The organism is Nonomuraea sp. NPDC001636 (genome assembly GCF_040298265.1).
Classification (GTDB): domain Bacteria; phylum Actinomycetota; class Actinomycetes; order Streptosporangiales; family Streptosporangiaceae; genus Nonomuraea.
The window spans coordinates 18,620-33,296 of record NZ_JBEOZT010000014.1 but is presented as its reverse complement, the minus strand read 5'-3'; the positions used below and the strand labels follow the sequence as shown (position 1 = coordinate 33,296).

16 protein-coding genes are annotated in these 14,677 nt (G+C 69.0%); 15 read left to right on the top strand and 1 reads right to left on the bottom strand.

Translation table 11 applies throughout. From position 1 onward, the window contains the following. The first annotated feature begins 74 nt into the window (after positions 1 to 74). Positions 75 to 293 (top strand): DUF4229 domain-containing protein, encoded by a 219-nt coding sequence (locus tag ABT158_RS25170; protein ID WP_352357263.1) that lies wholly within the window; start codon positions 75 to 77, stop codon positions 291 to 293. Here the strand turns inward: ABT158_RS25170 and ABT158_RS25165 are convergent. Further along, a complete protein-coding gene (locus ABT158_RS25165) occupies positions 290 to 1,495 on the bottom strand; it encodes a hypothetical protein (RefSeq protein ID WP_352357261.1) in 1,206 nt (401 codons plus the stop codon). The genes ABT158_RS25170 and ABT158_RS25165 overlap by 4 nt on opposite strands. A gap of 150 nt (positions 1,496 to 1,645) precedes the next feature. Here ABT158_RS25165 and ABT158_RS25160 point away from each other — a divergent pair, with 150 nt between their 5' ends. The 14 genes from ABT158_RS25160 to nuoK all read left to right on the top strand — a co-directional run bounded on the left by ABT158_RS25160 (position 1,646) and on the right by nuoK (position 14,669). Continuing rightward, the gene (locus tag ABT158_RS25160) at positions 1,646 to 2,362 is read left to right on the top strand and encodes a demethylmenaquinone methyltransferase (RefSeq protein WP_352357259.1); all 717 of its coding nucleotides are present in this window, start codon (positions 1,646 to 1,648) and stop codon (positions 2,360 to 2,362) included. Between the two features lie 471 nt (positions 2,363 to 2,833). Then, the gene (locus tag ABT158_RS25155; protein WP_352357257.1) at positions 2,834 to 2,995 is read left to right on the top strand and encodes a DUF397 domain-containing protein; all 162 of its coding nucleotides are present in this window, start codon (positions 2,834 to 2,836) and stop codon (positions 2,993 to 2,995) included. Between the two features lie 183 nt (positions 2,996 to 3,178). Next, on the top strand, positions 3,179 to 4,432 hold the full coding sequence (locus ABT158_RS25150) for a geranylgeranyl reductase family protein (RefSeq protein ID WP_352322514.1): 1,254 nt from the start codon (positions 3,179 to 3,181) through the stop codon (positions 4,430 to 4,432). Between the two features lie 64 nt (positions 4,433 to 4,496). After that, positions 4,497 to 4,892, top strand: a complete 396-nt coding sequence (locus tag ABT158_RS25145) for an NADH-quinone oxidoreductase subunit A (protein ID WP_352322513.1) — start codon at positions 4,497 to 4,499, stop codon at positions 4,890 to 4,892. A 2-nt stretch (positions 4,893 to 4,894) separates the two neighbouring features. Next, entirely contained in the window at positions 4,895 to 5,446 is a 552-nt protein-coding gene (locus ABT158_RS25140) for a NuoB/complex I 20 kDa subunit family protein (RefSeq protein WP_352322512.1), read from the top strand. A 98-nt stretch (positions 5,447 to 5,544) separates the two neighbouring features. After that, positions 5,545 to 6,150, top strand: coding sequence for an NADH-quinone oxidoreductase subunit C (locus ABT158_RS25135; protein WP_352357630.1), 606 nt, complete (start codon positions 5,545 to 5,547; stop codon positions 6,148 to 6,150). Continuing rightward, on the top strand, positions 6,147 to 7,472 hold the full coding sequence (locus ABT158_RS25130; protein ID WP_352357254.1) for an NADH-quinone oxidoreductase subunit D: 1,326 nt from the start codon (positions 6,147 to 6,149) through the stop codon (positions 7,470 to 7,472). Before ABT158_RS25135 ends, ABT158_RS25130 begins: the two co-directional genes overlap by 4 nt. Next, the gene (gene nuoE, locus ABT158_RS25125; protein WP_352357252.1) at positions 7,469 to 8,125 is read left to right on the top strand and encodes an NADH-quinone oxidoreductase subunit NuoE; all 657 of its coding nucleotides are present in this window, start codon (positions 7,469 to 7,471) and stop codon (positions 8,123 to 8,125) included. The genes ABT158_RS25130 and nuoE overlap by 4 nt, the downstream gene beginning before the upstream one ends. Next, positions 8,122 to 9,414 (top strand): NADH-quinone oxidoreductase subunit NuoF, encoded by a 1,293-nt coding sequence (gene nuoF, locus ABT158_RS25120; protein ID WP_352357250.1) that lies wholly within the window; start codon positions 8,122 to 8,124, stop codon positions 9,412 to 9,414. The genes nuoE and nuoF overlap by 4 nt, the downstream gene beginning before the upstream one ends. After that, positions 9,411 to 11,798 (top strand): NADH-quinone oxidoreductase subunit G, encoded by a 2,388-nt coding sequence (locus tag ABT158_RS25115; protein ID WP_352357248.1) that lies wholly within the window; start codon positions 9,411 to 9,413, stop codon positions 11,796 to 11,798. Before nuoF ends, ABT158_RS25115 begins: the two co-directional genes overlap by 4 nt. Then, a complete protein-coding gene (nuoH, locus tag ABT158_RS25110) occupies positions 11,795 to 13,099 on the top strand; it encodes an NADH-quinone oxidoreductase subunit NuoH (protein WP_352322507.1) in 1,305 nt (434 codons plus the stop codon). The genes ABT158_RS25115 and nuoH overlap by 4 nt, the downstream gene beginning before the upstream one ends. Next, positions 13,086 to 13,601, top strand: a complete 516-nt coding sequence (gene nuoI, locus ABT158_RS25105; RefSeq protein ID WP_352357245.1) for an NADH-quinone oxidoreductase subunit NuoI — start codon at positions 13,086 to 13,088, stop codon at positions 13,599 to 13,601. Before nuoH ends, nuoI begins: the two co-directional genes overlap by 14 nt. Next, on the top strand, positions 13,594 to 14,376 hold the full coding sequence (locus ABT158_RS25100) for an NADH-quinone oxidoreductase subunit J (protein ID WP_352357243.1): 783 nt from the start codon (positions 13,594 to 13,596) through the stop codon (positions 14,374 to 14,376). The genes nuoI and ABT158_RS25100 overlap by 8 nt, the downstream gene beginning before the upstream one ends. After that, the gene (nuoK, locus tag ABT158_RS25095) at positions 14,373 to 14,669 is read left to right on the top strand and encodes an NADH-quinone oxidoreductase subunit NuoK (protein WP_352322504.1); all 297 of its coding nucleotides are present in this window, start codon (positions 14,373 to 14,375) and stop codon (positions 14,667 to 14,669) included. Before ABT158_RS25100 ends, nuoK begins: the two co-directional genes overlap by 4 nt. Positions 14,670 to 14,677: the final 8 nt, after the last annotated feature.

Here is a 14,677-nt window from a genome sequence, read left to right as displayed (position 1 = left end):
TACTGGGAACAGTAGCAGCGCTCGCGTCCGATGCGAAGAGCGACCGCTACGCAGGGACGAGTAACCTCGAACCTGTGCATCCCGTTCTCGTTTACACCGCGTCGCGGATCGGCCTGTTTGTCGTGACCCTGGGTGTTCTGTACCTCGTCGGCCTGCAAAACCCGCTGTTCCTGCTCGCTGCCGCTTTCGTGATCAGCGGCATAGCCAGCTACGTGCTGCTGTCGAGGCAGCGTGACGCCGTCAGCGCACGCCTCAGCGGCCGGATCGACCGGCCTGAGCCGCAGGACGACTAGGGCAGGGGGAACATGCCAATCCGGGCATGGTACTCCCGTCCGAGTCGCGTTGTGTCACTACCGACTAGTAGGCCGGTCTTGTGCGCCAGAAATGCCTTCACGCCGATGCCCCGCTCGCGGCCGGGATTCCAGGCGAGCGCCTTTCCCGTGCGCGGATGAATGGCGCCGATGCCCTCGCGGGGCACCGCTCCCGGGCCGGCCGAGTCGCGGCCCTGGGGGTTGTCCAGCCAGCGCTGGTGGCCGCCGACGTACACGGCTGAGCCGGTGACCGCCACCGCGTAGAGCGAGTCGCCGCCGGTGGCGTTGGTCCAGGTCGGCCTGACGTCCGGGCCTGCGGCGTACGTCTCGAACCGGGCGGCCGTGTCGCACATGCGGCCCTTCGGGCCCCCGGTCGTGACCACCACGAAGGAGCGGCCGTCGGGGGCGAAGTCGAGGCCGCGCACGTAGGAGGGGAACGCGTCCGCGCAGCGCTGGGCGTAGACCTCGGTACGCCAGTCGGCGACCCTGGCCACGGGCCCGCTGACGTCGATCAGCCCGAGCTGCGGCCGGGACCGCCCGCCGAGCGTGGTGAACGAGCCGTCGACCGCCAGCCGGCCGCCCGACAGGGCGAGGGCCTGGACCTTCACCCTGGGCGTCAGCGGCTCGCCCGGCGTGACGGCGAAGCCGGGGTCGGCCACGCCCGTCGCGGCGTCGAGCCCGGCCAGGGCGACGCGCGGCCGGACGAAGTCGCCGCCGACGTAGAGCCTGGAGCCGTTCCTGACCAGGGTGGTGACCATTCCCCCCTCGATCCGGGGCATGAAGCCGTCGACGAGCTGCCCGTCGGCGACGTTGAGCCGGGCGAGCGCGCGGGCGCCGACGTTGTTGACGCCGGGGAAGGCGCCGCCCACGTAGACCGTGCCGTGGTCGCCGGCGGCCAGCCCGTAGACCGGCCCGGCGACGGACGGCGCGAAGCCGCGCAGGATGCGGCCGGTCGCCAGGTCGTAGGCGAACAGGTTGGCCCGGCGCAGCGTGTACGTGCGCCCGGCGTCGCTGACCTCGCTGAACGAGCCGCCGACGACGACGGTGCCACCGACCAGCGCGATGGCGTTGACGATGCCGTCGAGGACGTGGGGGGTGTTGTCGACCGGGTCGGCCGAGACCACGCGGGAGTGCGCGACGGGGGCCGAAGCGATGATCGCCGCAAGGGCGACACGGGCAAGCATTCACCAACAACTAGCAGACGTTCGGTAGCGGTGCCGCTACTTTGCGTCAATTGCCGCAAGGGCCTGGCTCGCCGGCGGCCCGGTGGTGGCTGGTCAAAGGCCGTAACGCCCGGCGAATACCGCACGGGCCGCCTGAGTACTCTTGTCCGCATGACGCGCGCTCAGTTGGACAAGCAGCCGGACGAGGTCGCCGCGATGTTCGATCGCACCGCCCGGCGCTACGACCTGGTCAACGACGTGGCCTCGCTGTGGCAGGTCAGGCTCTGGCGCAAGGCCGTGGCCGCCGCCGTCGACGCGGGGCCCGGCGAGGTCGTGCTCGACCTGGGGGCCGGCACCGGCACCTCCACCGACAGCTTCACCGGGCTCGGCGCCCGCGCGGTGGCCTCCGACTTCTCCCTCGGCATGTTGCGCACGGGCGTGCAGCGGCACGGCGGCAACGCGCTGAGCGGGCCGGGCATCCCGTTCGTGGCCGGCGACGCGATGCGGCTGCCGTTCGCCGACGACGTCTTCGACGCGGTGACGATCTCGGTGGCGCTGCGCAACGTGCACGACACCTCGCAGGCGCTGCGCGAGATGCTCCGCGTGACCAGGCCGGGCGGCCGGCTGGTGATCCTGGAGTTCTCGCACGTCACGTTCGGGCCGTTCGACCTGGTCTACCGCGAATACCTGATGAGGGCCCTGCCCAAGGTGGCCAAGGTGTTCGGCTCCAACGACGACTCTTATGACTACCTGGCCGAGTCCATCAGAGACTGGCCCGACCAGCGGACGCTGGCCCGGACGATCAGCGACGCCGGCTGGGAGCGGGTCGCCTGGCGCAACCTGACGATGGGCATCGTCGCCGTCCACCGGGCGTTCAAGCCCGCCTGAGCCGCGGGCGGGCGGCCATGGCGAAAGTTCCTGGAATCGTTTTCCGCCTTCCGCCGGTTTTTGCCTTTGCGGGCGGCTCCGAGGATGTGCCGGAGGGAAGCCCCGTGCAATTCCCGCTGGGATGACGACAGGGACTCTTTCCAGATGAAACCCGGTCTTCCCGGCGAGGATTGCCATCACCCTTTGTGGGCATATCTCTCGATTTTTCGAGAAATCGGAGGCGCCGTCCGGGCAGGACGTCTCCAAGCTTCCGCGGCACCACGGGGTCGGCGGCGGGCGCGGCGGCCTGCTGCTCGCCCCGGTCCGCACCGACGGCGCCGTGGGCGAGGAGGAATCGCGCGATTTCAGCGCGTCGTCGGCAGATCAATTGTAACGACATGGTTATCGTGGCGTGTCTTGCAGGCTGGGGCGATCTTCTGTTGGCTACCGTCATTGGTCCAGACCAATGAGACTCGGGAGGTGGTCCGTCCGATGAGCGGCCCCACTGTCTCGCCGGGCGGACGGCGCGGGAGCAGTCTCAGCGCGGTCGCCGGCGAGTGCGTCGAGTTCGCCCGGAGCACGACCGGCGACGTGCTGTCGCGTGACTCGAAAGACCCCTCGGGCGGAGTGCGCAACGCCGAGTTCGAAGTCTGACGTTCCCGTGCCCGGCCCTTCGTTGACGACGGAGGGTCTTCTTGTGTCCAGGATCCGTACCCCGACTGCCACTATGTACAGGAAAAGCAGTAGACTGCGGGCCGACAAGTTTGTGAAGGGGTTCACAAAGGAACGAAGGCGTAACACCCCGAGGCCTTCGAGCGTGTAGGACAGGACAGTCCAGTGACCGTGCCACCAGCCATACAGGCTGACGCCGACGTCATCGTCGTCGGCGCCGGTCCCGCCGGTTCCGCAACCGCCTTTTACCTCGCTCAGGCCGGTCTCGACGTGCTGCTCCTGGAGAAGACCAGGTTCCCCCGCGAGAAGGTCTGCGGCGACGGCCTGACGCCACGTGCCGTCAAGCAGTTGCTCAACATGGGCGTCGACATCGACGCGCCCGGCTGGATCAGGAACAAGGGCCTGCGCGTCGTCGGCGGCGGCCTCCGCTTCGAGCTCGACTGGCCGCAGTTGGAGCGCTTCCCCGACTTCGGCCTGGTCCGCACCCGCAAGGACTTCGACCAGATCGTCGCGGCCAACGCGGTCAAGAACGGCGTGCGCCTCATGGAGGGCGTCACCGTGACCGGGCCGGTGCTCGACGACCGCAGCGGGCACATCGTCGGCGTGCGCACCAAGGACGGCGCGACGTACCGCAGCCGGGTGGTCGTGGCGGCCGACGGCAACAGCACCCGCCTGGCGATCGGCATGGGCCTGCACAAGCGGGAGGACCGGCCCATGGGCGTGGCCGTCCGCACCTACTTCGAGAGCCCCCGCCACGACGACGACTACCTGGAGACCTGGCTGGAGCTGTGGGACGGCGACACCCTGCTGCCCGGCTACGGCTGGGTGTTCGGGGTCGGCGACGGCACCGCCAACGTCGGGCTCGGGCTGCTCAACACCAGCGCCCAGTTCGGCAACATCGACTACCGCGACCTGTTGAAGCGCTGGTGCAGGGCCATGCCGGCCGACTGGGGCTTCACCGAGGAGAACATGACGGCCCCCATCCGCGGCGCCGCTCTCCCGATGGCCTTCAACAGGCAGCCGCACTACACCCGGGGTCTTATCCTCGTGGGTGACTCCGGCGGGTCCATCAACCCGTTCAACGGCGAGGGCATCGCCTACGCCATGGAGACCGGCGAGATCGCCGCCGAGATCATCGCGAAGGCACTCAAGGACACCACTCCCGCACAGCGCGAGCGGATCCTGAGGACCTACCCCCAGGTGATGAAGGACGCCTACGGCGGCTACTTCACACTAGGGAGGTTGTTCGTCGAGGCGATTGGGAAGCCGGGTGTGATGAGCTTCGGGACCAGGCACGGCCTGCCACACCCGAGGCTGATGCGCTTCGCGCTCAAGCTCCTTGGTAATCTCACCGACCGGCGAGGCGATGCGTCCGACATGATCATCAACGCTCTCTCGAAGGTCGCCCCACCAGCATGATTCCCACGACAGACACATCAAGCTGCGCGCCCGCGCGCGCGGCGACTCCAGAGGAGGCGTAGCGATGGACCTTTACGTGCCCATCCTGGTGCTCGCCGTTCTCGCGGGGGGCTTCGCGATCTTCTCGGTCGCCATCGCTCCCTTCACCGGACCCAAGCGCTGGAACCGCGCCAAGCTTGACGCCTATGAATGCGGCATCGAGCCGACGCCCCAGCCGGTCGGTGGCGGACGGTTCCCGCTCAAATACATGATCACCGCGATGCTCTTCATCGTGTTCGACATCGAGATCATCTTCCTCTACCCGTGGGCGGTCTCCTTCGCGCCGCTGAAGAACGACGCGGGCACCACCATCGCGTCCGGCCTCGGGCTGTTCGCGCTGGTCGAGATGCTGCTGTTCATCGTCACCGTGCTCGTCGCCTACGCGTACGTGTGGCGCCGCAAGGGTCTGGACTGGGACTGAAAATGGGACTTGAAGAGAAACTCCCCAGCGGGTTCATCCTCAGCACGGTCGAAGCCGCCGCAGGATGGGCGCGCAAGAGCTCGGTGTGGCCGGCCACGTTCGGCCTCGCATGTTGCGCCATCGAGCTGATGGCCACCGGTGGCCCCCACTACGACCTGGCGCGCTTCGGCATGGAGCGCGCTTCGGCGTCTCCCCGCCAGGCCGACCTCATGATCGTCGCCGGGCGCGTGTCGCAGAAGATGGCGCCCGTCCTGCGGCAGATCTACGACCAGATGGCCGAGCCCAAGTGGGTCATCGCCATGGGCGTGTGCGCCTCCAGCGGCGGCATGTTCAACAACTACGCCATCGTGCAGGGCGTCGACCACGTCGTGCCGGTCGACATCTACCTGCCCGGCTGCCCGCCGCGGCCCGAGATGCTGATCGACGCGATCGTGAAGCTGCACGACAAGATCCAGAACATGAAGTTCGGCGCTCACCGCGCCAAGCAGATCGAGGACCTCGAACTGCGGGCGCTGCGCACGCTGCCGCTGATCGACCAGGGGGCCGGAAAGTGACCTCGCCCGACCACCTTCCCGGGAGCCCGGAGAGCGGGGAGGCCCCCGAGGCCGCCTCGGTCCCGGCCGTCCCCGAGGCGCCCGTCGCCCGGCACGGCATGTTCGGCGCGCACGACTCCGGCGACACCTCCGGCTACGGCGGTCTCGTCGTCCGCCGGGCGCCGCAGATCTCCACGCCCCGCCCGTACGGCGGCTACTTCGACGAGCTGGTCGACGCCCTCGCCCTCGACGACGCCATCGAGCGCGTCGTGGTCGACCGCGGCGAGCTGACCCTGCACGTCCGCCGCGAGCGCCTGGTGGAGGTCGCCCAGAAGCTGCGCGACGACCCGGCCCTGCGGTTCGAGCTGTCGCTCGGCGTCTCCGGGGTGCACTACCCGCACCTGAAGGGCGAGGAGCTGCACGCCGTCTACCACCTGTGCTCGATCACCCACAACAGGCGCGTGCGCCTGGAGGTCAGCGCACCGGACAGCGACCCGCACATTCCATCAACTGTGGGCGTTTACCCTGGTCATGACTGGCATGAGCGGGAGACGTACGACTTCTTCGGAATCGTCTTCGACGGCCATCCGTCGCTCACCCGGATCATGATGCCGGATGACTGGGACGGTCACCCGCAGCGCAAGGACTACCCGCTCGGCGGCATCCCGGTCGAGTACCGGGGCGCCACCATCCCCTCGCCGGACCAGAGGAGGTCTTACTCATGAGCACCGCTTATGACGAGGCGACAGAGGGCAAGGTCTACTCGGTCACCGGCGGAGACTGGGACGAGGTCGTCGGCGGCGCGCGCGACACCGAGGAAGAGCGCCTGGTCGTCAACATGGGCCCGCAGCACCCGTCCACGCACGGCGTGCTCCGCCTGGTCCTGACCCTCGACGGTGAGACGGTCACCGAGGCGCGCAGCGTCATCGGCTACCTGCACACCGGCATCGAGAAGAACATGGAGTACCGGACGTGGACCCAGGGGACCACGTTCGTGACCCGCATGGACTACCTCTCGCCGATCTTCAACGAGACCGCGTACTGCATGGGCGTGGAGAAGCTGCTCGGCATCACCGACCGCGTGCCCGAGCGGGCGCAGGCCATCCGCGTGATGATGATGGAGCTCAACCGCATCGCCTCGCACCTGGTCGCGATGGGCACGTTCGGCATGGAGCTGGGCGCGACCACGCCGTTCCTGTTCGGCTACCGCGACCGTGAAATGATCATGGACCTGTTCGAGTACATCACGGGTCTGCGCATGAACCACGCCTACGTCAGGCCGGGCGGCGTCAGCGTCGACCTGCCCGCGGGCGCGGTCGACAAGGTGGGCGAGTTCCTCAAGGAGATGCCCAAGCGGATCAAGGACATCCGCAAGCTCCTCGACGAGAACCCTGTCTACGTGCGCCGCACCAGGGACGTCGGCTACCTCGACCTGACCGGCTGCATGGCGCTCGGCATCACCGGCCCGATCCTGCGCGCCGCCGGGCTGCCCTGGGACCTGCGCAAGTCGCAGCCCTACTCCGGCTACGAGACGTACGAGTTCGAGGTCGCCACCGAGCGCGGCTGCGACGTCTACTCGCGCTACCTCGTGCGCATGCGGGAGATGGAGGAGTCGCTCAAGATCATCGAGCAGGCTCTCGACCGCATCGCCGGCCCGCTCAAGGGCGACCCGGTGATGATCGAGGACAAGAAGATCGGCTGGCCCGCGCAGCTCGCGCTCGGCCCCGACGGCTTCGGCAACTCGCCCGACCACATCGCGCACATCATGGGCAGCTCGATGGAGGCCCTGATCCACCACTTCAAGCTGGTGACCGAGGGCTTCCGGGTCCCGGCCGGCCAGGCGTACGCGAGCATCGAGTCGCCCAAGGGCGAGCTCGGGGCGCACGTCGTCAGCGACGGCGGCACCCGCCCGTACCGCGTGCACTTCCGCGAGCCTTCCTTCTGCAACCTGCAGGGCTTCCCCGCCATGGCGGAGGGCGGCCAGGTCGCCGACGTGATCGCCGCGGTGGCTTCTATCGACCCCGTCATGGGAGGTGTGGACCGGTGACTTATTCACCGGAAGTCCGCGAGCGTCTCGAACAGGACGCCAAGGAGATCATCGGCCGCTACCCCAAGACGCGGTCCGCCCTGCTGCCGCTGCTCCACCTCGTGCAGTCGGCCGACGGCTACGTCTCCGACGACGGCAAGGAGTTCTGCGCCGAGATGCTGGGCCTGAGCAAGGCCGAGGTCACCGGCGTGGCCACCTTCTACACGATGTACAAGCGCAAGCCGGCCGGCGACTACCACGTCGGCGTCTGCATCAACGCGCTGTGCGCCGTCATGGGCGGCGACCAGATCTGGGACGAGCTGTCCGAGCACGTCGGCGTCGGCCACGAGGAGACCACCGGCGACGGCAAGATCTCGCTGGAGCGCCTGGAGTGCAACGCGGCCTGCGACTTCGCCCCGGTCATGATGGTCAACTGGGAGTTCTTCGACAACCAGACCCCCGACTCGGCCAAGCAGCTCGTCGACGACCTGCGTGACGGCAAGGACGTGCGGCCGACCCGCGGACCGAAGAAGCTCTGCACCTTCAAGGAGGCCTCGCGCGTGCTCGCGGGCCTGCCCGACGACCTGGCGGGCGACGGCCCGTCGGCCGCCGGCCCCTCGCTGGAGGGCCTGAAGGTGGCCAAGGCCAACGGATGGAAGGCCCCCGAGGCATGAGCACCACACTGACCCCGGTCCTGACCGCCAACTGGGACCAGGCCGACTCCTTCACCCTCGACGGCTACGGCGGTGACTACAAGGCGGCCAAGAAGGCGCTGGGCATGGACCCCGACGCCGTCATCCAGGCGGTCAAGGACTCCGGCCTGCGCGGCCGCGGCGGCGCGGGCTTCCCCACCGGCATGAAGTGGGGATTCATCCCGCAGGGCGACGGCAAGCCCCACTACCTCGTCGTCAACGCCGACGAGTCGGAGCCGGGCACCTGCAAGGACATCCCGCTGATGATGGCCAACCCGCACTCGCTGGTCGAGGGCGTCATCATCACCGCGTTCGCGATCAGGGCCAACTACGCCTTCATCTACGTGCGCGGCGAGGTGCTGCACGTCATCCGCCGGCTGCACGCGGCCGTGCGCGAGGCGTACGAGAAGGGCTTCCTGGGCGAGGACATCTTCGGCTCCGGGTACAACCTGGAGCTCGTCGTGCACAGCGGCGCCGGCGCGTACATCTGCGGCGAGGAGACGGCGCTGCTCGACTCGCTGGAGGGCTTCAGAGGTCAACCGCGACTCAAGCCCCCGTTCCCGGCCGTGGCGGGCCTGTACGCCTCGCCGACTGTCGTGAACAACGTCGAGTCGATCGCCAGTGTTCCCTCGATCATCAGCAACGGCGCCGACTGGTTCGCCTCGATGGGCACCGAGAAGTCCAAGGGCTTCGGCATCTTCTCCCTCAGCGGCCACGTCACCAGGCCCGGCCAGTACGAGGCCCCGCTCGGCATCACGCTGCGCGAGCTGCTCGACATGGCCGGCGGCATCCGCGAGGGGCACCAGATCAAGTTCTGGACCCCGGGCGGCTCGTCCACGCCGATCTTCACCGACGAGCACCTCGACGTGCCGCTCGACTTCGAGGCGGTCGGCGCCAAGGGCTCGATGCTCGGCACCCGCGCGCTGCAGATCTTCGACGAGACCACCTGCGTGGTCCGCACGGTGCTGCGCTGGACCGAGTTCTACGCCCACGAGTCCTGCGGCAAGTGCACGCCGTGCCGCGAGGGCACGTACTGGCTCAAGCAGGTGCTCAAGCGCCTGGAGAAGGGCCAGGGCAACGAGGAGGACCTGTCCACGATCACCGACATCGCGGACAACATCCTCGGCCGCTCGTTCTGCGCCCTCGGTGACGGCGCGACCAGCCCGATCCACTCCTCGGTGAAGTACTTCCGCGAGGAGTACCTCAAGCACTTCGAGATCGGCGGCTGCCCGTTCGACCCGAAGAAGTCCACTCTCTGGGGTGAGCAGTGACCGTCGTAGAAACAGAAACCACCCTGGTGACCCTCACCATCGACGGGTTCCAGGTCAGTGTCCCCAAGGGCACCCTGATCATCAGGGCCGCCGAGCTGCTGGGCATCCAGATCCCCCGGTTCTGCGACCACCCGCTGCTCGACCCGGCGGCCAACTGCCGCCAGTGCCTCGTCGACATCCCCGACGCGGGCAACGGCCGCGGCTTCCCCAAGCCGCAGCCGTCCTGCGCGATCGAGGTCGCCGAGGGCATGGTCGTGCAGACCCAGCTCACCTCGCCGGTCGCCGAGAAGGCGCAGCGCGGGGCCATGGAGCTGCTGCTGATGAACCACCCGCTCGACTGCCCGGTCTGCGACAAGGGCGGCGAGTGCCCCCTGCAGAACCAGGCCATGTCGAACGGCCAGGGCGAGTCGCGGTTCCAGGAGCAGAAGCGCACGTTCCCCAAGCCGCTGCCGCTGTCCACGCAGGTGCTGCTCGACCGTGAGCGCTGCGTCCAGTGCGCCCGCTGCATCCGCTTCTCCGACCAGATCGCCGGCGACCCGCTCATCGAGTTCTTCGAGCGCGGCGCCAAGGAGCAGGTCCGGGTCGCCGACGGCAAGCCGTTCAACTCCTACTTCTCCGGCAACACGGTGCAGATCTGCCCGGTCGGCGCGCTCACCGGCGCGGCCTACCGGTTCCGGGCGCGTCCGTTCGACCTGGTCTCCACGCCCAGCGCGTGCGAGCACTGCGCGTCGGGCTGCTCCCTGCGCACCGACCACCGGCGCGGCCGGGTGACCCGCCGCCTGGCGGGCAACGACCCGCAGGTGAACGAGGAGTGGAACTGCGACAAGGGCCGCTGGGCCTTCTCCTACGCCACCCAGCCCGACCGGCTCAAGACGCCTCTGGTGCGCAACGAGGAAGGCGTGCTCGTGCCCGCCTCGTGGCCGGAGGCGCTGGCGGTCGCCGCCGAGGGTCTGGCCGCCGCCCGCGGCCGGGCCGGCGTGCTGGTCGGCGGCCGGGTCACGGTCGAGGACGCCTACGCCTACAGCAAGTTCGCCCGGGTCGCGCTGGGCAGCAACGACATCGACTTCCGCGCCCGCCCGCACTCCGCCGAGGAGGCGCAGTTCCTGGCGCACGCGGTCGCCGGCAAGGGCATCGAGATCAGCTACAGCGACCTTGAGAAGGCTCCGGCCGTGCTGCTCGTCGGGTTCGAGCCCGAGGAGGAGTCGCCGATCGTCTTCCTGCGCCTGCGCAAGGCGTGGCAGAAGAAGGGCCTGAAGGTCACCGCGATCGCGCCGTTCGCCTCCGCCGGGCTGGCCAAGATGGGCGGCACGCTCATCGCCACCGCCCCGGGCGCCGAGGCCGACGCGATCGGCGACCTGGTCGGCACGCTGGCCGAGGGCACGATCGTGCTGGCCGGCGAGCGGCTGGCCACCGTGCCGGGCGCGCTGTCGGCGCTGGTCCGCCTCGGCGCCGGGTCCGGCGTGCGGGTGGCCTGGGTGCCGCGCAGGGCCGGTGAGCGCGGCGCGCTCGAAGCCGGCGCGCTGCCCAACCTGCTGCCGATCGGCCGTCCCGTGGACGACGAGGCCGCCAGGACCGAGGTCGCCAGGGTCTGGAACGTGGGCTCGCTGCCCGCCGTGCCCGGCCGCGACACCGACGGCATCATCGCCGCCGCCCGCGCCGGCGAGATCGACGCGCTGGTCGTGGCCGGCGTCGACCCGCACGACCTGGCCGACCCGGCCGCCGCGCTGGAGGCGCTGGAGAACACGCCGTTCATCGTCAGCCTGGAGATCCGCGCCAGCGCCGTCACCGACCGCGCCGACGTGGTGCTGCCGGTCGCGGCGGTGCAGGAGAAGGGCGGCACGTTCGTCAACTGGGAGGGCAGGGGCCGCTCGTTCGAGGCGCCGCTGCGCGTGCCCGGCATCCAGAGCGACCTGGCCGTCATCGGCAACCTGGCCGACCGCATGGACGTGCACCTCGGCCTGCCGGACGCCAAGGCCGTCCGGCGCGAGCTGGCCAGCCTCGGCGCCTGGCGCGGGGCCCGCGTCGCCGCGCCGAGCACCGCCACCCGCGCCCAGGCCGCCCCGGCGGCCGGCGAGGCGCTGCTGGCGACCTGGCACCTGCTGCTCGACGAGGGCAGGCTCCAGGACGGCGAGCCGTACCTGGCCGGCACCGCCCGCGCCACCGAGGCGCTGGTGTCGGCGGCCACGGCGGCCGAGATCGGCGTCATCGACGGCGACAAGCTCGTCGTCGGCGGCCCCGGCCCCAACGCGGTCACGCTGCCGGTCCGCGTCGCCGACCTGCCCGACCGGGTGGTCTGGGTGCCGGCGAACTCCGGCGGCTGCTCGGTCACGCGCGACCTGCGCGCGCTGGCCGGCGACATCGTCACGATCGGGAGCGCATCATGACCCACGTTCTCGCGGCCGATCCCACCCTTGCCGACTTCGGCAAGGACCCGCTGTGGATCACCATCATCAAGGCCGTGATGCTGTTCGCCTTCCTGATGCTGGGCATCCTGTTCGGCGTCTGGTACGAGCGCAAGCTGATCTCGCGGATGCAGCACCGCTACGGCCCCAACCGGGCCGGCAAGTTCGGTCTGCTCCAGTCGGTGGCCGACGGCATCAAGATGGGTCTGAAGGAGGACATCTTCCCGCGGACCGTGGACAAGGTGCTCTACCTGCTGGCCCCCGTGATCATGGTCGTGCCGGCGTTCCTGGCCTTCTCGATCGTGCCGTTCGCGCCGATGGTCAACCTGTTCGGCGTCCAGACGCCGCTGCAGCTCGTCGACCTGCCAGTGGCGGTGCTGTTCATGCTGGCCATGGGCGCCATCTCGGTCTACGGCGTGGTGCTGGCCGGCTGGTCGTCGCGCTCGCCGTACGCGCTGCTGGGCGGTCTGCGGTCGGCGGCGCAGGTGGTCTCGTACGAGATCGCGATGGGCCTGTCGTTCGTGGCGATCTTCCTGTTCGCCGGGACGCTGTCCACCTCCGAGATCGTCAAGGCGCAGGGCGAGCAGGGCTGGTTCGTCTTCCTGCTGATCCCGTCGTTCGTGATCTACGTGATCTGCATGTTCGGCGAGGCCGCCCGAATCCCGTTCGACCTCCCCGAGGGCGAGGGCGAGCTGGTCGGCGGCTTCCAGACCGAGTACTCCTCCTCCCTGAAGTTCGCCCTCATCATGATGGGCGAGTACCTGCACACCTTCACCGCCTCGGGCATCGCGGTCACCCTGTTCCTGGGCGGCTGGCGGGCCCCGTGGCCGATCTCCCTGTGGGACGGCGCCAACACGGGCTGGTGGCCGGTGCTGTGGTTCTTCATCAAGTTCGTGCTGACCTTCAGCTTCATCGTGTGGGTGCGTGCCTCGCTGCCGCGCGTGCGCTACGACCAGCTCATGTCCCTGGGCTGGAAGGTGCTGATCCCGGTGAACCTGGCCTGGATCCTGCTCGTCGCCGCGGCTCGCAACGTGGTCGTCAACGAGGGCAACAAGACGGTCGGCATCGTGATCGGCGCGGTCATCGTGGTCGGCGCGCTGGCCATCTGGATGCGGTTCGACACCGTCAACCAGCGGCGCAAGGAGGCGCGCAAGGCCGAGGTGGAGGCCGAGTTCGAGCAACTGTCCGACGAGCCGACGGCCGGCGGCTTCCCTGTGCCGCCGCTCGATCTGCCGCACTACCACGGGGTGCAGCACAAGGAGATTCCCAGTGGGACTAACTGATTGGCTGAACCCCGTCAAGGGCTTCGGGGTCACCTTCCACACGATGTTCAAGAAGCCCGTCACGACCAACTACCCGGAGGTCAAGAAGCCGACGGCTCCTCGCTTCCACGGTCGTCACCAGCTCAACCGCTGGCCGGACGGGCTGGAGAAGTGCGTCGGGTGCGAGCTGTGCGCGTGGGCGTGTCCGGCGGACGCGATCTACGTCGAGGGCGCGGACAACACCGACGAGGAGCGCTTCTCGCCGGGTGAGCGTTACGGGCGCACGTACCAGATCAACTATCTGCGGTGCATCCTGTGCGGCCTGTGCATCGAGGCCTGCCCGACCCGCGCGCTCACCATGACCAACGAGTACGAGCTCGCCGACAGCAGCCGCGAGAGCCTCATCTACACCAAGGAGATGCTCCTCGCGGACCTGACGCCGGGCATGGAGCAGCCGCCCCACCCGATGCGTCTCGGCGAGACCGAAGAGGACTACTACCGGCTGGGACGAACCAATGGGTGAGACCATCACATTCTGGGTTCTCGCCGTCGTATCGGTCGGCGCGGCGCTCGGCATGGTCTTCAACAGGAAGGCCGTCTACTCAGCGCTGATGCTCGGCACCGTGATGCTCTGCCTCGCGGTGCTGTACGCCGTCCAGGACGCGCCCTTCCTCGCCGCGGTGCAGATCATCGTCTACACCGGCGCCATCATGATGCTGTTCCTGTTCGTGCTCATGCTGGTGGGCGTGGACTCCTCCGACTCCTTCGTGGAGACGCTGAGGGGCCAGCGCTTCTGGGGCGCCCTCGCGGCCCTCGGCTTCGCCGTCCTGATCATCCTGGCGGTGGGCAACGCGATCTTCTCCGGTGAGGCGGGCCTGGCACAGGCCACGGCGCAGGGCGGCTACGTCCGCTCGATCGCGCTGCTGCTGTTCACCAAGTACGTCTTCGCGTTCGAGGTCACCTCGGCCCTGCTGATCACCGCCGCCCTGGGCGCGATGGTCCTGGCGCACCGGGAGAAGTTCACCGAGAAGGCCACGCAGAAGGACCTCTCGCGCGCCCGGTTCCTCGGCGAGCGTCCCTCGCCGCTGCCCGGCCCCGGCACCTACGCCAGGAACAACGCCATCGACATGCCGGCGCTGCTGCCCGACGGCTCGGTCGCGGAGTCGTCGGTCAACCGCTACATCGCCCGCTACGACGTCGAGCACGGCCACCTCCCCGAGGACCCGAAGCTCGCCGAGGCCATCAAGCACACGGCCGAGGATGACGCCGAGGAGACGACCAACGAGGTGACCAAGTGACGACCCACTACCTGATCCTGTCGGGTGTGCTGTTCGCGATCGGCGCGCTCGGCGTGCTGATCAGGCGCAACGCGATCGTGGTGTTCATGTGCGTCGAGCTCATGCTCAACGCCTGCAACCTCGCGTTCGTCACCTTCGCCAGGCAGAACGGCAACCTGGAGGGCCAGATCATCGCGTTCTTCGTGATGGTGGTGGCCGCGGCCGAGGTCGTCGTCGGCCTGGCCATCATCGTGACGATCTTCCGAACCCGCAGGTCAGCGTCCGTCGACGACGCCAACCTGCTGAAGTACTAAGAGGTGAC